The sequence below is a fragment of the Kitasatospora sp. NPDC034533 genome, from assembly GCF_055575155.1.
The window spans coordinates 1-20,530 of record NZ_JBVITE010000058.1 but is presented as its reverse complement, the minus strand read 5'-3'; the positions used below and the strand labels follow the sequence as shown (position 1 = coordinate 20,530).

Below are 20,530 nucleotides of genomic sequence, written 5' to 3'. Positions count from 1 at the left end.
CCCCTCGCGGGGCACGGGTCGTTCGTGGGCGGTCGGCCCGGTGCGGCTCAGCCCTGCGGCGGACGGTCCGCGGGCGGCGCGATCGGGCCCGGAGGCCCCGCGGCCGGACTGCCGGGCTGCGGAGCGGGCCACGGCTGGGCCACGGCCGGCGGGTGCGCGGCCGATGGGTACGCCATCGGGGCCGGCTGCCCGGCCGGCACGGGTCCGCCCCAACCGGGCTGGGGCTGCGGCTGCCCTGGAAGGGGCTGCGGCCAGGCCGGCTGGGGCTGCGGGTACGGCTGAACCTGCGGCTGCCCCCAGGCGGCGGGCTGAGGCTGGAACGGCTGTGGCTGCCCGGACGCGGCCGGGGGCGTGACCGCCTCCGGCCGCTCCTCCCGCCAGGCCGCCCGGGCCAGCAGCAGGATCAGCGCCGTGGCGACGACCACCCCGAGCCCGAAGGTCGTGAGCTTGAGCCAGCCCTCGGTGGTGCCGGTGAACCACTTCCGCTGCGGCTCGTCCAGCAGCGCGCCGGTGAGGCTGCGCACCCGGTTGTACCCCTCGACCAGCGCGACGCCGGCCGCCACGCCGAGCGCCCACGTCCGGCCACGCAGCAGCAGGATGCCCGAAACCAGATACAGCAGGCCGTAGTTGAGGCTTCCGGTCTCGGCGGCCACCGAGGGGCCGCCGTAGTAGAAGACGCCCTTGAGGTACGTGGCGGCCCCGACCTGGGCGAAGCAGTTGTACCCGGCCCAGCCGAGCAGCACCGCACCCCAGCCGACGGCCACGCCACCGGCCACGCGCATCGGACCCGTCCGCGTCATCCCTTACCCCCCGCCCCCTCCGGGCCCGTCCCGGCCGTTCGCCCGCCCTCGGCTTCGCCGCCACAGGATGCCACACGCCGCAACGGAGCCGGAATTCCACCCGTTCGGCGCAGGCCCGGCGTACGGCCGGTAGCGCGGCCCCGACGCCGCGGCCCACCTCGCGGCGCCCGCCCCGGGTGCACCGCGGACTCAACGCACATGCAGCCCGCTCCAGTCGACGTTCGCGCCGAACGAGCCGGAGCCACCGGTGAGGGCCAGTGGACTGCGGTACGTCGCTTCGACGTCCGCGGCCGGGTTGCGCGGCTGGTCCGCGGTGAGGTTGTTCGCCGTCAGCGACTGCCCCCAGACCGTCCAGATCGTCCAGGGCGTGCGCCGCAAGGTCTCCGGCTGGCGGGAGTTGACCGGGACGGCGAAGGACTCGGCCAGCATTCGCGGCTTGCCGTAGGCGGACAGGCCGTCGTAGTAGCGCTTGGTCCACACCTCACCTGTGCCGATCGGGTGCGCCGGGCTGCCGCTGTAGTCGTCCACCCCGACCACGTCGACGAACTGCCCGCCCGGGTAGTAGTCCCAGGGATCCACGCCCGGGGCACCGTCCCACGACACCGGCGTCCAGGCGAACAGCAGGTTGTGCAGGCCCCGGGTCTCCACCAGGTACTTGTAGGTGATCTTCCACAGTGCCTGGTAGTCGGCCGGCTTCTGTCCCGACCACCAGAACCGCCGGGAGCAGTCCAGCACGTTCATCTCGTGGTACGGGCGCAGCAGCACCGGCACATCGTGGGCGGCCAGGTATTCCAGGTGGTCGGCCAGGTAGGACAGGTCGGTGATCAGCGCGCGGTACTCGGCGGTGTCGTGCGCGGCGTCCACGACCCGGCCGAACCAGTCGGGGTCCTTGGCGGTCGGCGAGTTCGAACAGAGGACCCGGTCGAAGGACTTGACGTCGGATCCGGGGTAGGGCTCATGGAAGGACATCCCGACGATCCCGGCCGGGGCACCGCCGTTGTCGGGCAGTTCGGTGCTGCTGCCGTCGCAGTTCTGCTGCGCGCCGGACGCCGCGTAGCTGCCGTCGTCGGCGCGCGGGTGGCCGCTCCAGACGGCGGTCAGCAGGTCGACGGCGTCGTCGGTGTACTGCCAGCCGGCCCGGCAGGTGGGCCAGCGGCCGGCCGAGTAGGAGCGCGGGTTGCCGACGCCCCAGCCGTTCTGGCCGTAGCCCGGGCCGAGGTCGGTCTCCACGAAGCCGGGCAGCTTGCCGGTGAGGTCGGCGGCCTTCTTGTAGTAGTAGCCGACCTGTTTGGTACCCCGGTAGTCCCCGTACCCGGGGTTGTTCCGCTCGTTGTGCGCCTCGACGTGCTGGCCGATCACCGTGCCGCCACTCTGCCCGGTGCGGGCCTGGGCCTCCAGGTCGGCGAGGAACTGCTGGACGGCGCGGGCGTTCGGCGAGGCCTGTGGATCCCTGGCCAGCAGGTCCCGGCCGACCTCCGGCGGCAGGGTGCGCCCGGGCAGGCCGACCGACACCGGGACCCGCGGGGGCTGTTCGTCGTCGGCCTTGCCGTCGTGGTCCAGCAGGACGACCGCCGCCGCGGCGACGACGATCCCGGCCGAGGCCAGGACGGCGGGCTTGCCGCGCAGGGCTCTGGGCAGGGCCACGGACCGCTCCTCCGGTTGCTCGCCGGCGCCGCCCCCCACGGACGCAACCGGAACACGCATGCGAAATGACTGTCCGAGAGCCTGCCACACTCCCCCGGTCCCCGCGAAGGACCCGCCGGGACCGGGGTGTCACGACGGGTCAGCCCGCCGGCGGGGTGCCCTGGACACCGGGCGCGGCCGAGGACGCCGCCTTGGCGCGCTTGAGCAGTTGCCCCTTCACGTGCTCGGCGAACCCGGCGGCGGCGGCGGTCGCCGTGGCGTCGGGGCCGTTGCCGCCCTTGGCCGAACCCTCGACCGTGAAGTAGTCGTACCGGCCCAGGCTGTTGTGCGTGCCGGTGCAGCCGGCGCCGGCACAGAACGCCGGCGATCCGGGGGCGGGCGCGCCCTTGAGCTGGCCGGTGAAGTTCTTCAGCGCGGTCTCGGCCTGGATCTTGTGGTCGAAGACCGCCACGCCGACGGTGACCGCGCTGTCGCCGGAGACGTACGTCGCCCGGAGCACCTGCTGGCACCCCTGGTCTCCGAGCACCTTGCCCAGCCCGCCGGTCGTGGAGTTGCCGTCCCAGCAGGGCGAGTCCAGCGCCACCACGACCCGGTTCCAGGTGGCGCCGTTGATGGTCACCTGGAGCGCGGAGAACAGCGCGCCCGCGTCCTGCGGCGCCGGGTCGCTGGCGGCCTCCCAGATCGGCTTCGACGGGTCGTCGGGCTGGCCGCCCTGCGAACCGGACACGCTCACGGGTGCGGTCGGCTGGGTGGACGAGACCGTCGTCGTGCCGTTGTCCTTCTTGCCCCGGAACAGCAGCACGCCACCGGCGGCCAAGCCGCCCACCACGGCGACCGCGGCCACCACGCCGATGACCTTCATCCGCCGACGGCGCTTGCCCTCGGCCTCGTTGCGGTCCGCGAGCGCGTCCCAGTCCGGCTCGACCCGCTGCGGCGGGACCGGCTGCTGGAGGTGCCACTGCGGCCGGGGCTGCGGCTGTCCCACCGGCTGGGGCTGTCCGAGCGGCTGCGGGTGCGGGTGCGGCTGCCCGACCGGCGGAGCCGACTGCGGCGGCTGCGGCGGCTGCGGCATCGAGGGAACGGGCTGCGCGACCGGCTGCGCCGCAGGCATCACCGGTCCGTACGAGGCGGGCGGCGGCCCGAAACCCCCGCTCGGCGGCGGCACCGGACCAGGCGCCACCGGCTGCTGACTCTGTGCGCCCCCCGGCCCGGCGGGAGGCGTTCCCTGCGGCCCTTGCCCGGGTGCGCCGGTTCCGTCGCTCATGCGCCCAGATCGTAGGGCATCCTCCTGACCGCCGAGCGTCCCGGTGACCATTCCGTATCGAAACCAGGACGCCCACACCCCGCTTCCGAGGCCCGCCCAGGTGTCCCGGGGCCTTCCCCAGCCGCCTCTCCGGTACCGCTGGTCATCACCCCGACACGCAACTCCGTACTACATCTGGGGTCGCTTCAGGGAGACACCACTACATGTATGCTCGCTTCTGCTGTCGATGCAGGGGAACCCGGTGCGAATCCGGGACTGCCCCGCAGCGGTGTGCGGGCGGCTCCAGCAGCCGTGACCGCGAGTCCGAGTACCTGCCGACGGCGTGCGCCACGGCCCTCCCGCAGAGGCCGCGCCAGCACGAGCAGTACCCCTCCGGGCCTCGCGGGCGGGCCGGGGAGTCACCGTCGCGCGACGCCGCCTGCGTTCGTGCCGTGCTCCCCTGCCCCGATCGGCCCGGCGGCCCCCCGATCACCGCCGCCGATCGCCGCCAGGAGAGAGCGCCTTGACCACCGCCGCCTCAGCCACCCTGCCCGCCCAGGGCACCGGTACCGCCTTCACCGACCCGACGGTCTCCGACCCCGGCGGCGCCCTGCTGCGGCTGCTCACCGACCGCAGCACCGACCTCACCGAGGTCGACCCCGGCCATGTCGCCGCCGCCGCGCTGCGCGGGCGCCACGCCGGCTCGGACTTCGCCGAGCTGCGCGGGCTGGCCGTGGACGCCGCCGCGTCGATGATCGCCGAGGACCCGCAGTACTCGAAGCTGGCCGCCCGCCTGCTCGCGCTGGAGATCGTCGACGAGGCGAACAGCCAGGGCTCGGTCTCCTTCTCCGCCTCGATCGCCGTCGGCCACGCCGAGGGCCTGATCGGCGACACCACCGCGGCCTTCGTCGCCAAGCACGCCGCCGCCCTGGACGCGCTGATCGACACCGCGGGCGACGACCGCTTCGAGTACTTCGGCCTGCGCACCGTGCAGTCCCGCTACCTGCTGCGCCACCCGATCACCCGCAAGGTGATCGAGACCCCGCAGCACTTCCTGCTCCGCGTCGCCTGTGGCCTGGCGGTCGGCGACACCGAGCAGTCCGTGCGCGAGGTCGCCGAGCTGTACGGCCTGATGAGCCGCCTGGAGTACCTGACCTCCTCGCCGACGCTCTTCAACTCCGGCACCCGGCACCCCCAGATGTCCAGCTGCTACCTGCTCGACTCGCCGCTGGACAACCTGGACTCGATCTACAACCGCTACGCGCAGATCGCCCGCCTCTCCAAGCACGCCGGCGGCATCGGCCTGTCCTACTCGCGCATCCGCTCGCGCGGCAGCCTGATCCGCGGCACCAACGGCAAGTCCAACGGCATCGTGCCGTTCCTGCGCACCCTCGACTCCTCGGTCGCCGCCGTCAACCAGGGCGGCCGGCGCAAGGGCGCGGCCTGCGTCTACCTGGAGACCTGGCACGCCGACATCGAGGAGTTCCTGGAGCTGCGCGACAACACCGGCGAGGAGGCGCGCCGCACCCACAACCTCAACCTGGCGCACTGGATCCCGGACGAGTTCATGCGCCGGGTCAACGCCAACGAGGACTGGTCGCTGTTCTCCCCGGCCGACGTGCCCGAGCTGGTCGACCTGTGGGGCGCCGAGTTCGACGAGGCCTACCGCAAGGCCGAGCAGGCCGGCAAGGCCGTCCGCACCATCCCGGCGCAGACCCTGTACGCCCGCATGATGCGCACCCTGGCGCAGACCGGCAACGGCTGGATGACCTTCAAGGACGCCTCCAACCGCGCCGCCAACCAGACCGCGCTGCCGGGCCGCACCGTGCACTCCTCCAACCTGTGCACGGAGATCCTGGAGGTCACGGACGACTCCGAGACCGCCGTCTGCAACCTGGGCTCCGTCAACCTCGGCGCCCACGTGGCCGCTGACGCCCGGGCCGACGACCTGATCAACGCCATGGACTGGGAGCGGCTGGACGCCACCGTGCGCACCGCCGTCACCTTCCTCGACCGCGTGGTGGACATCAACTTCTACCCGACCACCGAGGCGGGCACCTCCAACTCCCGCTGGCGGCCGGTCGGCCTCGGCGTGATGGGCCTCCAGGACGTCTTCTTCAAGCTGCGGATCGACTTCGACTCCCCCGAGGCCGCGCGGCTGTCGACGCTCATCGCCGAGCGCATCATGCTCACCGCGTACGAGCGCTCCGCCGACCTGGCCGAGCAGCTCGGCCGCCACGAGGCGTACGGCGAGACCCGCGCCGCCCGCGGCGAGCTGCACATCGACCACTTCCCGACGGCCGCCCCGCAGTGGGGCGAGAAGTGGGACGCGCTGCGCGCCCGCATCGCCGTCACCGGTCTGCGCAACTCGCTGCTGCTGGCCATCGCGCCGACCGCGACCATCGCGTCCATCGCCGGTGTGTACGAGTGCATCGAGCCGCAGGTGTCCAACCTGTTCAAGCGCGAGACGCTGTCCGGCGAGTTCCTCCAGGTCAACCCGTACCTGGTGCGCGAGCTCAAGGAGCTCGGCGTCTGGGACCAGCAGACCCGCGACGCGCTGCGCGACGCCAACGGCTCCGTCCAGGAGCTGAACTGGCTGCCGGCCGAGGTGCGTTCGCTGTACCGCACGGCCTGGGAGCTGCCGCAGCGCGCGCTGATCGACCTGGCCGCGGCCCGGATGCCGTACCTGGACCAGAGCCAGTCCCTGAACCTGTTCATGGCGGCGCCGACCATCGGCAAGCTCAGCTCGATGTACGCCTACGCGTGGAAGGTCGGTCTCAAGACCACCTACTACCTGCGTTCGCGCCCGGCCACCCGCATCGCCCAGGCCGCGTCCGGCACCGCGCGTGCGGCGGCGCCCGCGCCGGTGCCCGTGAACACCCCCTCCCTCACCCCGGAGCAGGAGGCCGCCATCGCCTGCTCCCTGGAGAACCCCGAGTCCTGCGAGGCCTGCCAGTGATGTCCCAGTCCGAAGACCGCAAGATGCTGCTCGACCCCGGCTTCGAGCTGACCCTGCGTCCGATGCGCTACCCGTCGTTCTACGACCGTTACCGGGACGCCATCAAGAACACCTGGACGGTGGAGGAGGTGGACCTGCACTCGGACGTCGCCGACCTGGCGAAGCTCAACGAGGGCGAGCGGCACCTCATCGGGCGACTGGTCGCGTTCTTCGCGACGGGTGACTCGATCGTCTCCAACAACGTGGTGCTGAGCCTCTACAAGCACATCAACTCCCCGGAGGCGCGGCTGTACCTGTCGCGTCAGCTGTTCGAGGAGGCCGTCCATGTGCAGTTCTACCTGACGCTGCTGGACACCTACCTGCCCGACCCGGAGGACCGCGCGGCGGCGTTCGCGGCGGTGGAGAACATCCCGTCGATCGCGCAGAAGGCCAAGTTCTGCTTCAAGTACATGAACGCGGTCGACCACATCGACTCGCTCCGGACGAAGGAGGACAGGCGGGCGTTCCTGCTCAACCTGATCTGCTTCGCGGCGTGCGTCGAGGGGCTGTTCTTCTACGGCGCGTTCGCCTACGTGTACTGGTTCCGGAGCCGCGGTCTGCTGCACGGTCTGGCGACCGGGACGAACTGGGTGTTCCGCGACGAGTCCATGCACATGGACTTCGCGATGTCCGTGGTGGACACCGTGCGCGAGGAGGAACCCGACCTCTTCGACGACGAGATGGCCAAGCAGGTCACGGAGATGCTGGAGGAGGCCGTCGAGGCCGAGCTCCAGTTCGCCCAGGACCTGTGCGGTGACGGTCTGGCCGGCATGAACACCGAGTCGATGCGGCAGTACCTGGAGGCCGTGGCCGACCAGCGCCTCGCGCGCCTTGGCCTGCCGATCCGCTACGGGTCGACGAACCCGTTCGGCTTCATGGAGCTCCAGAACGTCCAGGAGCTGACCAACTTCTTCGAGCGCCGGGTGTCGGCGTACCAGGTTGCTGTCGAGGGATCGGTGTCCTTCGACGACGACTTCTAGGTCGATGGATACGACAGGGGTGCCCCGCACGGCCACAGCCCGTGCGGGGCACCCCTGTCGGTTCAGTCGGTCGGAAACTCCCCGGACTTGACCCCGGCGAGGAACGAGACCCAGGCATCAGCCGCGAAGAGCAATGCCGGCCCGCGCCGGTCCTTTGAGTCCCGGACGGCCATTCCGCCGAGGACCAGCCGACTGGTCTCCACGCAGTCGTTCGCCTGCGCGCTGTGGCTGCTCTTGAACCAGTCCCGAGCAGCGACCTGCGGTACGGCCATCGCGCTCACACCCCTGTCTGGTCTTGTATTCACGTCTCAGCTGCAATTGCCGAGATCATATCCAGCGATTTCGCCGGGTTCAGGGCCGACGACCGAAGGTACTCGAAGACGAGCCCGTAGCCGTCCAGCTCTGCCTGGTTCTCCATGTAATGGCTGCTCGTCAGCGTCTCCAAGAAGACCGCTCCTGGGTTCGGAGAGTCCGTGAATCCGAACATCACGAAGGCTCCACAGGCACCAGCCGTCGCACCAACCTCCAGCGGCACCACCTGCAAGGTCACATTGGGCATTTGAGCGGCTGTGGCCAGGTGCTCCAGCTGTGCCCGTTGGGCTTTCCTGCCTCCGACCGGACACCTGAGCGCCGGCTCCCAGATGATCGCCCAGAATCTGGCCGGGTCGGCCCTGGAGAGGACTTCCTTTCGTTCCATCCGGATCTCGACCAGCTGGTCGATGCGCTCCGGGCGAACGGCAGCCGGATTGGCCTCCAACACTGCGCGTGCGTAGTGCTCAGTCTGCAACAAGCCGGGCACAACCATGGATTGCCAGGTACTGATGTACCGGGCGTCCCCTTCAAGCCCGAGGAAGTCGGCGTATGCCGGCGGAATGGTGTCACCGTAGTCGTGCCACCAACCGCGCTTCTTGCTGTCCCGGGCCAGCACCTCAAGAGCATCACGCTCCTTGCCTGTCGACCCGTACAGATCCAGCAGGATCCTCAGGTCCAGCCGACGGACGCCCGACGCCCCGGTCTCTATGCGGCTGATCTTTGCGCGGGAGCATGCAAGTGCCTGCGCCGCATCGTCCGTTCCCTTGCCCGCAGCTTCGCGAAGCCGGCGAAGCTCCGCGCCAAGCCGACGGGCGCGGACAGTCGGCTTCGGTTCATCAGGCATGCGCGATTCCCTTCACCAGACGAGTTAAGTGTGCCTTGTGACGATCCGTCAATCTAGCGCCACCGGTTCTGCATCGTTGCAGTTGATTCACTTGCAGGTTGCAGTGACACAGGTGCATGCTACCTGGAGTGCGAGCGTCGCCACGCAATGTGATCGAGGCGGGCTCATCACCGGGCATCCCCATGCCTTCTTCAGTCACTCTCACCTGCACACTCCAGAGGTGGCCCTGCCATGCCTGAAGACATCTCCCCCATCCCCACCGAGCGGAGCTGCTGGCTGCCCCGGCGTCGCGACTCGCCCCGCGCCGCCCGTTGGGCGCTCCACGACTTCCTCCTCCCCCACCCGTCCGGCGAACTCCTCGTCTTCACCGGCGAGTTGCTGGTCAGCGAGCTCGTCACCAACGCCGTCCAGCACTGCCACGCCCCGCTCAACCACCTGATCCTCGTCCGCTTCACCCTCTCCCCGGACGACACCCTCCGCATCGAGGTGCACGACACCGACAGCGAGAAGCCCACGCCCGACACCCCCTCCCCCACCTCCGAGACCGGCCGAGGCTTGCTCCTCGTCCAGGAGTTGGCCGAGAGCTGGGGCTGGTGCCCGCGCGAGGGCGGCGTCGGGAAGTTCGTCTGGTGCCACATCTCCCCCGAGGCGGCCGCCGCGTGAGCACCGTCCGCGCCAAGATCGCCGGCATCATGCCCCCCACCGACTTCCCGAGCGTCGACCACGCCCTCCCCGTCCTCTGGCAGCGGGTGCGCGACCTCCCCGTCCGCGAGGCCCACCGCGACTTCATCCGGCTCCTCATCGGCCCCGGCAGCGGCGGGAGCATCGCCAACCACCTCACCCGCTGCGGCACCTGGAGCACCACCCTCTACGTCGGCGCGATGACCGACTGGACCGCCCACCCGATCACCATCACCACCCGGCAGCCCTGAACTCCCCTGCCTCCGCCCGGCGTTCACGCCGGGCGGAGGCAGTCAAGACCGCCCGCCCTTGACGCTGCACCTCGAGATCCTTAGTCAATGACGCGCATAGTCGCGTCCGTGCATGGACGGCGCGCTGCCCACGCCCCTAACTTGGTCACAGGTTAGTCAAAGTGGCCCGAAACAAGGAGACTTCACATGACTGGACGCGAAGCACTCACTCGTCTCACGGGCAACGGAAGCGGCGAGTGCGGGGAGAAAGACTGCCCCAACATCTACCGCACGGAGAGGGGATCGTTCGTGGTTCAGGGCGACCTGTCGAACGTCTTCACCCCTCCTGCCGGAGAGGGCCTGGTCGAGATCCCCGAGAGTGTCCTGAAGGAGGCCGTCCGTGCTCTTGGCTGGTGACGCCTGGAATCAGTGCTTCGATTCCGTGCAATCGGAGGCGTGGCGCCTCGAAACACTCCCCGCCTACGCCATGCCACAGGAAGCGGAGAAACTCTCGCGGTTCCTGGCCGGCGAAAGCTCACCCGATGACTACACATCGGGGTGGATGGACGAGGTGGCGCAGTGGACGGCCGAAGGGAAGATTATCGGCCGCGTTCATATCGTTACCCGCCCGCTCTCTGACTACCTCCGGTTCGAGTTCGAGTACTACTACCGGCACCACGTGAGGGCTGGCGAAGAAATCCGCATCCTTGACGTCACAGGCCGGGAAAACCCGCTCCAGGCTGTTCAGGATTTTTGGATGTTCGACAAATCCAAGGTTGTCCTTATGAACTACCGGGCGGATGGAACTCAGATTAGCCGCCAACTTGCCGACGGCGACCCTGCACCATACATCGAGTATCAGCGGATCGCCGTTTCGGAATCGGTTCCGTTCCTGGAGTATGTCAGCTCGTGACGCTCCATCCCGAGCAGCTGGGCCACTCCAAACAGGAACTGGCTGCGACACTGAAAGAATTGCGGCAGCGAGCCGGGCTCTCTGGAGCCCGGCTCGCTGCGCGCTGCAACATGTCTCAGTCCAAAATTTCCAGGATTGAGAACGGAAAAAGCCCGGCCACCCTGGTTGACGTCGAACAGATCCTACGAGCCTTGAAGGCCCCTCCGGAGATACTGGCATCAGTCACCGAACTTGCCCGTCTGGCCAGCACGGACTGGCAAGGTCTCCGCAGGCTTCGACGGAAGGGGCTCCACCATAAGCAGCAAGAACTTGCCAGCTTGGAATCATCGTCTACCGAGTTCAGGTTCTTCCTGCTGTCGATGCTCACCGGGCTTCTCTCGACACCCGAGTACATCAAGGCCAGCCTTGCCCATCTCCAAGGTGACCAGAGCCGGCTCATCACACGGAAACTGAGCCGCCAGGAAGTTCTCTACGACACCGGCAAGAAATTCACATTCCTACTGTCAGAGATGGCGGTCAGGTGGCCGTTGATCCCTGCGCCGGCCATGGCGGTTCAGATCGATCACCTCTCCTCTGTTTCGAGACTTCCGAATGTGCGAATCGGCGTGATCCCCTTGAGGGGCCTCATGCCTGTAGCGCCGATGGACACCTTCACCGTCTATGACACCTCCCTCGTCACCATCGAAACAACCAGTGGAATTTTGGCACTCCGGGACCCGAAAGACGTGGAAATACATCTGAACGCCTACTCAGCCATGGAGGGATACGCCGTCTTTGGCGCGGAGATGAGAAACCTTCTCGAACGATGGTCCGATGAATTCCGCAGCCCGTCCCGGTAATTTATGCATCTACGCGCATGGGCATGGAAGTAATCGACGGTCGCGCCTAGCCTGGTGATTCGACTGAGAAGCCCAGAGCACGGGAGCCCTCCATGCCCACCGCGAAATGCGCAGAGCCGACCAGCACCCCGCGCCGCCGCACCCACGCGGAACTCATGGAGCTGGTGGACAACAATCCGATCCGCAAGGACCTGACGACCGGGCGCCTGGTCGAAATCGTCGGCGCTCAGAACGGCCGAGCGCTGGTCCGGCCCCTGTTCGAGCCGGACGCTCCCCCTCGGCAGGTGCCGGCCGACCAGCTCACCACCCGTATCGATCTGTGGCGTTGACCTTCACCCCTTCTTCTTCCGCCCAAGTCCTGGGCGGGGCGGGGCCGCTCCTCGCCGCCCCGAAGCGACACCGAAAGGTGCAGGCGATGACCGATCACAACCTGTACGAACTCGACCTCTCCCAGGTCGAGCTCACCCGCGCGTGCGGCGGCAACCAGGGCGGGGGCGACGACGGCGAGTCGTGCGTGACCCTCGGCGCCGTGCCGCAGGCGCCCGGCGTGTTCGCCCTCGGTGACAGCAAGCGTCCCGACCGCGGGCCCCTGCTGTTCACCACCGAGGAGCTGACCCGCGCCGGGATCGACCCGGCGCGGTTCGGCCTGTCCGTCTGACACCCCCCGCACCACCCCGGCCGCCCGCCCTCCGCTGCGGGCGGCCGGGGGCACCAACGCGCCCGAGGAGCACCACCGTTGCACTTCCACGGCTACGAATGGGCCGGTGACGGCCGGCTGTTGGCGAAGGAATCGGAGCGCCGCCCGGTCGAGGGCGGCGGCTTCAGGCTCTCGGACCTCCCGCCCCTCATGACCGGCTGGTGGCTGCTCCGGCCCGCCGCCCAGATCCGGGGCACCTGGGAGACCGCCGCCGAAGCGACCGAGTGGTTGGCGAGCCGCTACACCCGGCACACCCCCGACGGCGACACCTGGCTACCGCTCCCCACCCGCCGGCGGCACACGACCGCCCAACTGAACCAGGGCCTCGACGCGGTGTGGTCCCGCTGGGTCTCCGACAGCCGCTGGTCCGGCCACTACGCGATCGTCTGCCCCAACAGGGCCTGGCCGGACCTCCCTTGCCCGGCCGCCCGCGACTGAACGGCCCTGACCGTCGGTGCGCGCCGAGTCGCCGGAAACTATCATGAATGCTACGGTCGTATTCATGACGAAAGAAACTGGCGTCCACCCCACCGTGACCGAGATCCGGATGCCCCTCGGCACCAAAGCGGTCGTCTGGATCTTCTGCGGCACGGTCGGCGCCGGCCTCGGCTTCGCCGTCCCGTGGCTCCTCCAGTTCGCCGCCAGGCACCCGATCCCCTACGCGGACACCGTGAAGTTCCTCGGCTCGTTCACCTCCCCGGCCATGGTGATCGGCCGCCCGCTGGTGCTCGCCGCCGCCGGCCTCCTGTTCGGGCTCTTCCTCACCTACCACGCCGCCACCCTGCGCATCTCGGACGAGAGCATCACGATCATCGAAGGCGACGACAGCCGCCTGATCACCCGCGACCAGGTCGGCGGCGTCTTCAAGCACGGCGGCAAGGTCCGGATCGAGTCGCCGCTCGGACGCGTCCTGTTCGACGACGACGTCGAAGGCAAGAAGTCGGTCATCGCCTTGGCCTTCCGCCGCCACGGCTATCCCTGGGAAGGCGCCTGACCTCCCCGTGCGCCCCGTGTGGCACATTGGCCGGACGCCCCGGAGCCCCGGGGCCGCGTGATCGAGAACCGAGGTCTCCCGTGTCCGAATTCCAAGCCGCGCCGCGAACGGTCGTCGAGGCCTGCTTCGATCCGCAGGGCACGGCCGCGCTCGACTACGTCTACGACGTCGCCGCTGCGGTCGGATTGTCGGACCAGCCGGTGCGGCTCGCCGTCCGCCGACTGGAGGCCGCGGGCGTCCTGCGGCAGGAGGGACGGGGCCGCAAGGGCCGCCTGGTGCTGACCGACGCCGGGCGGCTCCGCTCGGACGCGGACGCCCGGTTCATCGCGCTCGCCTACGCCCAGGACGCCGGCCTCGCCCCCTGGGACGGACTCTGGCGCCTCTCCACCTTCTCTGTGCCCGAGCGCCGCCGGTCGGAACGCGACGCCCTCCGCACCGCGCTGACCAGGCTCGGCGCCGTCCCGCTCGCCCCCGGCGCCTACGTGAGCCCGCACGACCTCCTCGACGAACTCGCCGAGGAGGTCTCGGAAGAGACCGTCGGCACCTACCTGATCACCGCCGAGGCCACCCGCCTGACCGGCCCCGGCTTCACCGATCCCGCTTCCACCGCGGCGCTCCTCTGGCCCCCGGCCGAGACGGTCGAGGCCTACCGGCCCCTCGCCGACGCGCTCGCCGAGGAGCCCCTGGGCCCCGAGCGCGGTTCCGTCGAGCTCGTCGCCACCGGGCTGCGCCTGGCCGAGGCCTTCACCCACGCCCTGGAGCGCGACCCCCTCCTCCCCCCGGAGCTGCGGCCCACCCCCTGGCCCCCGTCCCGGATCCGGCGCGACTTCGGCGAGGCCTGGGCCGAGATCCGCGGCCGCACCCCGGATCTCTCGCTCTTCCGCGCCTTCGACCCGCGGCCCTGAGGCCCTGAGACCCTGAGACCTGAACAAACCTGCTTCGCCAGTATTCACCCGGACGGACGCGATAAAGAATTCCCGGATCGCGAATGCATTCGAGGAATGATATATCAATAATATGCTCGAATCATACAAGAAAGTATTGGTGTCGGGCGGATTGGGATTCGTCGGAAGACACCTGACCAACGCCCTTCTCATTCTGGGCAAAGAGGTGGCCATCATCGACAACGCCCGGACGGCGACGAGCATCGCCACCCCGCCCGGGGCCACCCTGCACCTGCTGGACATCCGCGAGGTCGACGCCATCGCCGATGCCGTGGACGACGCGGACCTGGTCTTCCACGTCGCCGCGAACGCGAACGGCACCCTGTCGGTGACGCAACCGCGCCTCGACTTCGAAATCAACGCGCTCGGCACACTGATCTTCGCCGAGGCCCTCCTCAAGGCCTCCGTCAGCCGGATGGTCTACGTCTCGTCCGCCTCCGTGTACGGAACGCCCCGGAAATTCCCCATGGACGAGGACCACCCGACCCGCCCCTTCGTGCCCTACGGCGCGTCCAAGCTCAGCGGCGAGATCACCTGTCTCGCCCTCCACCGCGCCTGCGGCCTGCCGGTGGTGGTCGGCCGCCCCTTCTGCGTCTACGGGCCCGGGGAGAACCCGCACGAGGCGATGGTCGAGGTCGGCCGCTTCCTGCGCTGGCACCTCAACCACCGGCCCATCCAGATCGTGGGCGACATCGACCGCAAGACCCGCGACTTCGTCCACGTCACCGACCTGGTCCAGGGGTTGCTGACGATCGCCGACCGCGCCGAACCCGGCGAGGTGTTCAACATCGGCTCCGGCACGGAGGTCTCGATGCGCGGCCTCGTCGAGGAGATCGGGCGGGTCACCGGCGTCACCCCCGAGGTCAGCGTGATCCCGGAGATCGAGGACGACACCTACCGGCTGGTCGGCGACATCTCCAAGCTCCAGGGCCTGGGGTACCAGCCGGCGATCACCCTGGCCGAGGGCGTGCGCGACCTGGCCGAACGCCTCGGCCCGAACCCCGAACTCCCCGGCAGCCCGACCATCTTCTCCGTCGGCCAGCACGGCGAATCCTGACGCGGCGAATCCCGGCCACCGCGAATCCTGACGCGGCGAGGGCCGGTGCGGGTGGTCCGCACCGGCCCTCGCCGTCCGCCGGCCGCGCGCCTTACACGTTCGGCACCGTCGCGTACTTCGGGGTGCCCTCGGCCATCTGCCGCAGGGCATCCTTGCGGTCCCGCTTCGACAGCTTGTCGATGTAGAGGGTGCCGTAGAGGTGGTCGGTCTCGTGCTGCAGGCAGCGGGCGAAGAAGCCGGTGCCCTCGACCCGGATCGGCTTGCCGTCCTTGTCGACACCGGTGACCGAGGCGTAGTCCGGGCGGGCCAGCTCGGCGTAGGCGGTGGGGACGGAGAGGCAGCCCTCGTTGCCGTCGTCGAGCACCCGGCGGCGGTCGGCCGGGTACTCCTCCAGCTTCGGGTTGATCACGTGGCCGATGTGGCGCACGCCGTCGTCGTCCGGGCAGTCGTAGACGAAGACCTTGAGGTCGACGCCGATCTGGTTGGCGGCGAGGCCGACGCCCTCGGCGGCGTACATGGACTGGAACATGTCGTCGATCAGCGCGGACAGCTCGCCGTCGAAGGCGGTGACGTCCTTGACCTCGCGGTGCAGCACCGGGTTGCCGACGACGGTGATCGGGCGCGCGGTGCCCTTGCTGAGGTCGGGCTCCTCACCGATCACCTTCACGGGCGTCTCGGGCGCCGCCCCCTCCACCTCGTGCTCGTGATCGTGCTCGTGCTGCTCGGCCTGCTCCGCCATGTCTTCCGCTCTCCTGAGGTCTACGCGTTACCTCACCAGGGTACTCAGCACACTTCTTCGAGATCCCGGTAAGCCCGGGTTCCCGGAGCCGCCACGACCCAGCGGTCCAGCAGGGTGCGCACCAGGTGGGCCGGGGCGGCGATCCCGCACTCGCGTTCGACCAGCCAGGACATCCCGGCCGCGCCGCCCTGGCTGAGGTGGCTGAGGTGGCCGGGGTGGGCGGCGTCCCCGTCGTCGTGCGGGTCGTGGTGGGCGGCGACGCCGTCGTCGGAGGCCATCCGGCTCTCCGAGCAGGCGCGGCACAGCAGCCGCACCGAGGAGGTCCAGTCCTCGGCGGCGTAGCCGGCGTCGGCGACCAGCCGCTCCAGCGCGTCCCGGTCCCCGGCGGTGGCGGCCTGGAGCAGCACCACGTAGGTCGGCACCGGGGAGGGCGCCCACAGCTCGATCTCGTCGAACACCGGGTAGGCGACTCCGTCGGTGACCCGCTCGCCGTGCGGGGCGCCGTCGTGCAGCACCACCTCGCCCCAGCGCCGGCCGGAGGAGGGCAGCGGGATGGACAGCACCTCGATCCGGGCCGGGTCCAGCCGCCGCCCCCAGACCACCTCGGACTCGCCGTCCGGGGAGAGCCGCACCGGGGTGGTGCCGAGGTCCAGGCTGACCGGGCCCTCCTGCTGCGCGCCGGGGCCGCCGGGCAGCTTGAGTCCGTAGGCCTGCCAGGCGCGGCGCGCCAGCGGCCAGTCCTGGAGGGCGGTGGCGGTGATGCCGAGGTTCCACCAGTCCGGGGCGCCGTGCTCGCGCTCCAGCAGGGCGACGGCGCGCAGACCGGCCGAGCGGGCCTGCTCCCAGTCCCGGCGGAACTTGTGCAGCAGGGCGAGGTTGAACCAGGAGTCGGAGAGCCACGGCTCCAGGTCGGCGGCCATCACCAGCAGCGCGCCGGCGTCCTCGTAGCGGCCGTCGCCGATCAGCGTGAAGGCCCGGTCGGTCGTCTGCCGCCAGGTGGCGGACGGCCGGTGCCGTGCCCGGTGGAAGATCCTCACGTTCGTCCCTGCCGTCGTCGTCCGCTCAAGTCCCGTGCCACCGTGCCCGTACCGCCTCGGTGAGGTACGGACCCGGGGCCCCGGGTCGGTGTTCCACGCTACGACCGCATCCAACCACGCCCGCCCCCGCCCGCGCTCCCCACCGCCGAGGTTGGGGCCCGCCCCTCCCCAGCCTGCCCGCCCGATCGTGCCCTCTCAACCCCTGACGGCCGCGGCCCGGCCTCCCAGGGGCCCTCGGCCCCGCTCCCCGTGCCGCCCGGCCGGACCCCGCCCGGCCGGACACCGGCCGGTCAGCCCCGGCCCGGCCCGCCGACCCGGGCCAGGGCGTCCACCACGCGGGCGTCGTAGACCCGGCCGCGGCCCAGCCGCAGCACCTCCAGCGCCTCCAGCCGCCCGACCGCCTCGCCGAGCCCCCGGCGGCGGGCCGCCGTGAGCAGGTCGTCGTGGGCGTTGGCGACCCGGATGATCCGGGACGCCAGCGGCACCGGACCCTCGCCGGGCGCGGGAGCGGTGCAGGGATCGGCCAGTCGGGCGACCTGCTCGGCGACCTGCCGGGGCACCCCGGTGCGGCTGATCACCTCGCTGCCCAGCCGGGCGATCCGCTGTTGCTCCGCGCAGGGCAGCAGCGCGGTGGCGCCGTCCGGCACCGGCTCGACCAGGGAGAGCTGGCCGACGTCGTGCATCAGCGCGGCGTACTCCAACAGGGCGAGCTCGCGGGTGCCCAGCCCCAGCTCGCGCCCCAGCGCGCACGCCGTGTCCGCGACCCGGCGCGCGTGGCCGTGCGGGGTGTAACCGGCCACCTCGGTGGCCCGGGCGAGGCTGGCGATGGTCTGTCCGGTGGTGGCCCGGACCGCGGCCGCCCGCCGGAAGGACACCTGGGCGAGCAGCAACGGGGCGCAGAACAGCGGCAGCGCCCACAGGCCGACCTCGCCGGCCGCGAGGCTGACCAGCATCCCGGTGGCGACGATCGCCGAGCCGATGCCGAACAGCGAGCGCAGCTCGTCCTCCAGCGCCGCCGGGAACCGCGGCCCGCCGCCGGAGCGGCGCAGCAGCGCCGCGAGGGTCGCGTCGCAGAGCGCGGCCAGCGCGGCGACGGCGGTCAGGAACGCCCCGTAGCCCGGGCCCTGGGGCGAGAAGCGGTCGACGGCGCCGCCGTTGTAGAGCGGCTGGAAGACGGCGGCCGCGAAGCCGACGGCGAGCAGTCGGCGGGCGGCGCCGTCGCGGCGGGCCGGGTCGGCCCAGGGCGGACGGCGGTGCGGGCGCTCGTCCGGGGCGCCCGGCAGGACGCGGCACGGCAGGACGAGGCAGGCCAGCCGGCCCAGCAGCAGGCCTGCGCCGGTCACGGCGACCACCTGGAGCGTGCCGTGCGCGGTCGGCACCCCGCGCAGCGGGCCGAGCAGGGCGTACGCCAGCGCGCCGGCCGCGCCGATGGGCGCCTGTTCCCGATCGCCCGGAAGGGTGATCCGGACGCATTCGCCGACCGCGATCAGCGCGGTGAACGCCAGTGCGACCCGGGGCTCCGGGAGCCCGCGCACCGCGACCGCGCCCAGCGCGAGCGCCAGCAGCGCGGCGGCTGCCGCGTGCACCGCGCGCGCGGTGCGCCCGCCGGGCGTGCGGCCGAAGAGCACGCGCCCCAGCACCTCCCCACCCGGGACCGCACCGCCCGGGAGCGCACCACCCGGGACCGCACCGCCGGGCGCCGCGTCCCCCGACGCCGTCCGGCCGGAGCCCGCGTGCCCGGGGGCCCTCACGGCTGCCCGGCCGCGGGGACGCTCCCGCTCTGGGGCGGCACCCGGCCCGGCGCCGCCCGGACGGGTTCGGGCACCCCGAGCGGGATGTCCGGCACCGCCTCGATGGAGTCCTCGGGGTGCACCACCGGCTGCCAGTCGTGCTCGGCCAGCGCCTCGATCAGCGCCCGCACCATCACCGGGTCGAACTGGCTGCCCGAGCAGCGCTCCAGTTCGGCGACCGCCTCGCCGACCGGGCGCCCGCGCCGGTAGGAGCGGGTGGAGGTCATCGAGTCGAAGGCGTCGGCGACCGAGATGATCCGGGCGAACTCGGGGATCCGCTCGCCGGTCAGCCCGCTCGGGTAGCCCCGGCCGTCCATCCGCTCGTGGTGGTGCAGGATCCCGGCGTGCGCCTCGCGCAGGAAGTCGATCCCGCGGACCAGCTCGTACCCGTACACCGGGTGGATCTCCACCGCCCGGCGCTCCGCCTCGGTCAGGGGACCGTTTCTGCGCAGCAGCTCGGTGGCCACCCCCAGCTTGCCGACGTCGTGCAGGATCCCGGCGAAGCGCAGGGTGCGCAGCCGCTCCGCCTCCATCCCGAGCTGAGTGGCGATCAGCACCGAGGCCCGGCCGACCCGTTCGCTGTGGCCCCGTGTGTAGGAGTCCTTGATCTCCACGGCCTGCACCAGCGACTGCACGGTGGCCTGGTGGGCGTCCCGCTCGCGCTGGCCCTGGGCGAACACCCAGGCGGAGATGGACAGCGGCAGCAGCGCCAGCAGCGCCGCGAACGCGCCGTACGGGCCCTGCCAGAGCACCGCGACCATCAGCCCGCCGGCCGCGTGCACCAGCACCGGCAACCCGCACACCGAGCGCGCCCCGCGCAGCAGCACCACCGCCCGGCGGTCCTCGCTGAGCATCAGCATGACGCCCACCACCGCCCCGTTGACCAGGCAGAACACCGCGACGGCGGCGAACCCGGGCAGCAGCGCCGCCGGGAAGCGGGAGCCCAGCAGCAGCTGCGGGCCGCGCAGCAGGTGGAAGGCGGCCGAGGAGGCGAAGGCGCACAGCGCGAGCTGGGAGCCGTTGAACAGCTGCCGCGGGCGGCAGCCGCGCCCGCTCGGCCCGCCGAGCAGCGCGGCCGGGGCGGCGACCAGGGCGGCGGCGGCCGGCGGGAGCATCAGCACCCCGGCGAACAGCACCGGGAAGAAGGCGTTCACCCCGGGCCGGGCGGGTGGCCGCTCGGGCAGCGCCGGGCGGCGCAGCAGCCGGCGCACCAGCACCAGGCACGGCGTGGGCAGGCCCTGGGCCAGCGACTCCCAGCACCCGTGCAGGAAGGCCAGCAGCCCGACCTCCGGCCAGTCCACCGGCGCGCCGAGCCAGCGCGGCACCCCGGGGACGGCCGCGGCGGGCAGCAGCGGCACCAGGCAGCACAGCGCCGCGACCGGGACGGCGACCAGGTAGCGCGTCGCCCCTCGCGGCAGGGTCGAGCCTCCACAGTCGGTAGCGATCTCGACCTCCCCGCCGTACGGACCCCGTGTTGCCTCAGCGCGTCGGGCGGACCGACGGTGAGTGTCCGTCAGGAGAATAGGCCGCCGCCCGGGCGCGGGGACGCATGATCCCGCAACGGCGCAGTTGGCGCACCGCCAACTCACTCGGACGAGTGAGGGCGCATGTGCGCAGAACGGGAGCGGGGGGGGGGGGGGGAAGCCCCCCCCCCCCCCCCCCCCCCCCCCCCCCCCCCCCCCCCCCCCCCCCCCCCGACCCCCCCCCCCCCCCCCCCCACCCCCCCCCCCCCCCCCCACCCGCCCCACACGACTTGGCCTGGCACAAAGGCCCGGCACGACGGACGGA

The 20,530-nt window shown here is 71.3% G+C and carries 22 protein-coding genes and 1 riboswitch; of the genes, 13 read left to right on the top strand and 9 right to left on the bottom strand.

Features of this window, described 5'->3' with window-relative positions; genetic code table 11:
* Positions 1-47: 47 nt before the first annotated feature.
* From ACZ55U_RS30550 to ACZ55U_RS30540, 3 genes are all read right to left on the bottom strand, one after another.
* A complete protein-coding gene (locus ACZ55U_RS30550; RefSeq protein ID WP_465531216.1) occupies positions 48-782 on the bottom strand; it encodes a hypothetical protein in 735 nt (244 codons plus the stop codon).
* A 207-nt stretch (positions 783-989) separates the two neighbouring features.
* Positions 990-2,444, bottom strand: a complete 1,455-nt coding sequence (locus tag ACZ55U_RS30545; protein ID WP_465531214.1) for a glycoside hydrolase family 26 protein — start codon at positions 2,442-2,444, stop codon at positions 990-992.
* Between the two features lie 139 nt (positions 2,445-2,583).
* On the bottom strand, positions 2,584-3,555 hold the full coding sequence (locus ACZ55U_RS30540; protein ID WP_465531212.1) for a hypothetical protein: 972 nt from the start codon (positions 3,553-3,555) through the stop codon (positions 2,584-2,586).
* A gap of 360 nt (positions 3,556-3,915) precedes the next feature.
* Positions 3,916-4,041: riboswitch (cobalamin riboswitch) on the top strand.
* Positions 4,042-4,234: 193 nt separating this feature from the next.
* Between ACZ55U_RS30540 and ACZ55U_RS30535 the strand changes: the two genes are divergently transcribed.
* Complete coding sequence (locus ACZ55U_RS30535) at positions 4,235-6,646, top strand: ribonucleoside-diphosphate reductase subunit alpha (protein WP_465531278.1); 2,412 nt, start codon at positions 4,235-4,237, stop codon at positions 6,644-6,646.
* Positions 6,646-7,665 carry a ribonucleotide-diphosphate reductase subunit beta gene (locus tag ACZ55U_RS30530; RefSeq protein ID WP_396303887.1) on the top strand — a complete coding sequence of 340 codons (1,020 nt, stop codon included), beginning with the start codon at positions 6,646-6,648 and terminating at the stop codon, positions 7,663-7,665. Before ACZ55U_RS30535 ends, ACZ55U_RS30530 begins: the two co-directional genes overlap by 1 nt.
* 62 nt (positions 7,666-7,727) lie before the next feature.
* Here the strand turns inward: ACZ55U_RS30530 and ACZ55U_RS30525 are convergent, their stop codons facing one another.
* Both ACZ55U_RS30525 and ACZ55U_RS30520 read right to left on the bottom strand, forming a co-directional pair.
* Positions 7,728-7,937 (bottom strand): DUF397 domain-containing protein, encoded by a 210-nt coding sequence (locus tag ACZ55U_RS30525; RefSeq protein ID WP_465531210.1) that lies wholly within the window; start codon positions 7,935-7,937, stop codon positions 7,728-7,730.
* Between the two features lie 29 nt (positions 7,938-7,966).
* Positions 7,967-8,821, bottom strand: coding sequence for a helix-turn-helix domain-containing protein (locus tag ACZ55U_RS30520; RefSeq protein ID WP_465531208.1), 855 nt, complete (start codon positions 8,819-8,821; stop codon positions 7,967-7,969).
* A 231-nt stretch (positions 8,822-9,052) separates the two neighbouring features.
* On the opposite strand from ACZ55U_RS30520, the gene ACZ55U_RS30515 reads away from it, so the two are divergent.
* The 11 genes from ACZ55U_RS30515 to ACZ55U_RS30465 all read left to right on the top strand — a co-directional run bounded on the left by ACZ55U_RS30515 (position 9,053) and on the right by ACZ55U_RS30465 (position 15,176).
* Entirely contained in the window at positions 9,053-9,484 is a 432-nt protein-coding gene (locus ACZ55U_RS30515; RefSeq protein WP_465531206.1) for an ATP-binding protein, read from the top strand.
* Positions 9,481-9,753: a hypothetical protein gene (locus ACZ55U_RS30510; RefSeq protein ID WP_465531204.1), complete on the top strand. Its 273-nt coding sequence runs from the start codon at positions 9,481-9,483 to the stop codon at positions 9,751-9,753. The genes ACZ55U_RS30515 and ACZ55U_RS30510 overlap by 4 nt, the downstream gene beginning before the upstream one ends.
* A 186-nt stretch (positions 9,754-9,939) precedes the next feature.
* On the top strand, positions 9,940-10,149 hold the full coding sequence (locus tag ACZ55U_RS30505) for a hypothetical protein (protein ID WP_380728965.1): 210 nt from the start codon (positions 9,940-9,942) through the stop codon (positions 10,147-10,149).
* Positions 10,133-10,645 (top strand): DUF6879 family protein, encoded by a 513-nt coding sequence (locus tag ACZ55U_RS30500; protein ID WP_465531202.1) that lies wholly within the window; start codon positions 10,133-10,135, stop codon positions 10,643-10,645. Before ACZ55U_RS30505 ends, ACZ55U_RS30500 begins: the two co-directional genes overlap by 17 nt.
* The gene (locus tag ACZ55U_RS30495; RefSeq protein WP_465531200.1) at positions 10,642-11,484 is read left to right on the top strand and encodes a helix-turn-helix domain-containing protein; all 843 of its coding nucleotides are present in this window, start codon (positions 10,642-10,644) and stop codon (positions 11,482-11,484) included. Before ACZ55U_RS30500 ends, ACZ55U_RS30495 begins: the two co-directional genes overlap by 4 nt.
* A gap of 92 nt (positions 11,485-11,576) precedes the next feature.
* On the top strand, positions 11,577-11,813 hold the full coding sequence (locus tag ACZ55U_RS30490) for a hypothetical protein (RefSeq protein ID WP_465531198.1): 237 nt from the start codon (positions 11,577-11,579) through the stop codon (positions 11,811-11,813).
* Between the two features lie 86 nt (positions 11,814-11,899).
* Positions 11,900-12,142, top strand: a complete 243-nt coding sequence (locus tag ACZ55U_RS30485) for a DUF397 domain-containing protein (protein WP_465531196.1) — start codon at positions 11,900-11,902, stop codon at positions 12,140-12,142.
* Between the two features lie 78 nt (positions 12,143-12,220).
* Positions 12,221-12,619 (top strand): hypothetical protein, encoded by a 399-nt coding sequence (locus ACZ55U_RS30480; protein ID WP_465531194.1) that lies wholly within the window; start codon positions 12,221-12,223, stop codon positions 12,617-12,619.
* Between the two features lie 64 nt (positions 12,620-12,683).
* On the top strand, positions 12,684-13,175 hold the full coding sequence (locus tag ACZ55U_RS30475; protein ID WP_465531192.1) for a YqeB family protein: 492 nt from the start codon (positions 12,684-12,686) through the stop codon (positions 13,173-13,175).
* Positions 13,176-13,255: 80 nt separating this feature from the next.
* Entirely contained in the window at positions 13,256-14,080 is an 825-nt protein-coding gene (locus ACZ55U_RS30470) for a PaaX family transcriptional regulator C-terminal domain-containing protein (RefSeq protein WP_465531190.1), read from the top strand.
* 112 nt (positions 14,081-14,192) lie between these two features.
* Positions 14,193-15,176, top strand: coding sequence for an NAD-dependent epimerase/dehydratase family protein (locus ACZ55U_RS30465; protein ID WP_465531188.1), 984 nt, complete (start codon positions 14,193-14,195; stop codon positions 15,174-15,176).
* Between the two features lie 91 nt (positions 15,177-15,267).
* Here ACZ55U_RS30465 and def read toward each other — a convergent pair whose 3' ends face one another.
* The 4 genes from def to ACZ55U_RS30445 form a co-directional block, all read right to left on the bottom strand.
* Complete coding sequence (gene def / locus ACZ55U_RS30460) at positions 15,268-15,915, bottom strand: peptide deformylase (RefSeq protein WP_465531185.1); 648 nt, start codon at positions 15,913-15,915, stop codon at positions 15,268-15,270.
* Between the two features lie 44 nt (positions 15,916-15,959).
* Complete coding sequence (locus ACZ55U_RS30455) at positions 15,960-16,952, bottom strand: tetratricopeptide repeat protein (protein WP_465531183.1); 993 nt, start codon at positions 16,950-16,952, stop codon at positions 15,960-15,962.
* A gap of 290 nt (positions 16,953-17,242) precedes the next feature.
* Positions 17,243-18,580 (bottom strand): HD-GYP domain-containing protein, encoded by a 1,338-nt coding sequence (locus tag ACZ55U_RS30450; RefSeq protein ID WP_465531181.1) that lies wholly within the window; start codon positions 18,578-18,580, stop codon positions 17,243-17,245.
* Between the two features lie 119 nt (positions 18,581-18,699).
* Complete coding sequence (locus ACZ55U_RS30445) at positions 18,700-20,100, bottom strand: HD-GYP domain-containing protein (RefSeq protein ID WP_465531179.1); 1,401 nt, start codon at positions 20,098-20,100, stop codon at positions 18,700-18,702.
* Positions 20,101-20,530 lie beyond the last annotated feature (430 nt).

Bases quoted from the DNA above. Each gene is read 5' to 3' on its own strand.
- ACZ55U_RS30485 (WP_465531196.1), top strand. From the start codon at position 11,900: ATGACCGATCACAACCTGTACGAACTCGACCTCTCCCAGGTCGAGCTC.
- ACZ55U_RS30520 (WP_465531208.1), bottom strand. From the start codon at position 8,821: ATGCCTGATGAACCGAAGCCGACTGTCCGCGCCCGTCGGCTTGGCGCG.
- ACZ55U_RS30550 (WP_465531216.1), bottom strand. From the start codon at position 782: ATGCGCGTGGCCGGTGGCGTGGCCGTCGGCTGGGGTGCGGTGCTGCTC.
- ACZ55U_RS30490 (WP_465531198.1), top strand. From the start codon at position 11,577: ATGCCCACCGCGAAATGCGCAGAGCCGACCAGCACCCCGCGCCGCCGC.
- ACZ55U_RS30525 (WP_465531210.1), bottom strand. From the start codon at position 7,937: ATGGCCGTACCGCAGGTCGCTGCTCGGGACTGGTTCAAGAGCAGCCAC.
- def (WP_465531185.1), bottom strand. From the start codon at position 15,915: ATGGCGGAGCAGGCCGAGCAGCACGAGCACGATCACGAGCACGAGGTG.
- ACZ55U_RS30515 (WP_465531206.1), top strand. From the start codon at position 9,053: ATGCCTGAAGACATCTCCCCCATCCCCACCGAGCGGAGCTGCTGGCTG.
- ACZ55U_RS30465 (WP_465531188.1), top strand. From the start codon at position 14,193: ATGCTCGAATCATACAAGAAAGTATTGGTGTCGGGCGGATTGGGATTC.
- ACZ55U_RS30505 (WP_380728965.1), top strand. From the start codon at position 9,940: ATGACTGGACGCGAAGCACTCACTCGTCTCACGGGCAACGGAAGCGGC.
- ACZ55U_RS30530 (WP_396303887.1), top strand. From the start codon at position 6,646: ATGTCCCAGTCCGAAGACCGCAAGATGCTGCTCGACCCCGGCTTCGAG.
- ACZ55U_RS30475 (WP_465531192.1), top strand. From the start codon at position 12,684: ATGACGAAAGAAACTGGCGTCCACCCCACCGTGACCGAGATCCGGATG.
- ACZ55U_RS30540 (WP_465531212.1), bottom strand. From the start codon at position 3,555: ATGCCTGCGGCGCAGCCGGTCGCGCAGCCCGTTCCCTCGATGCCGCAG.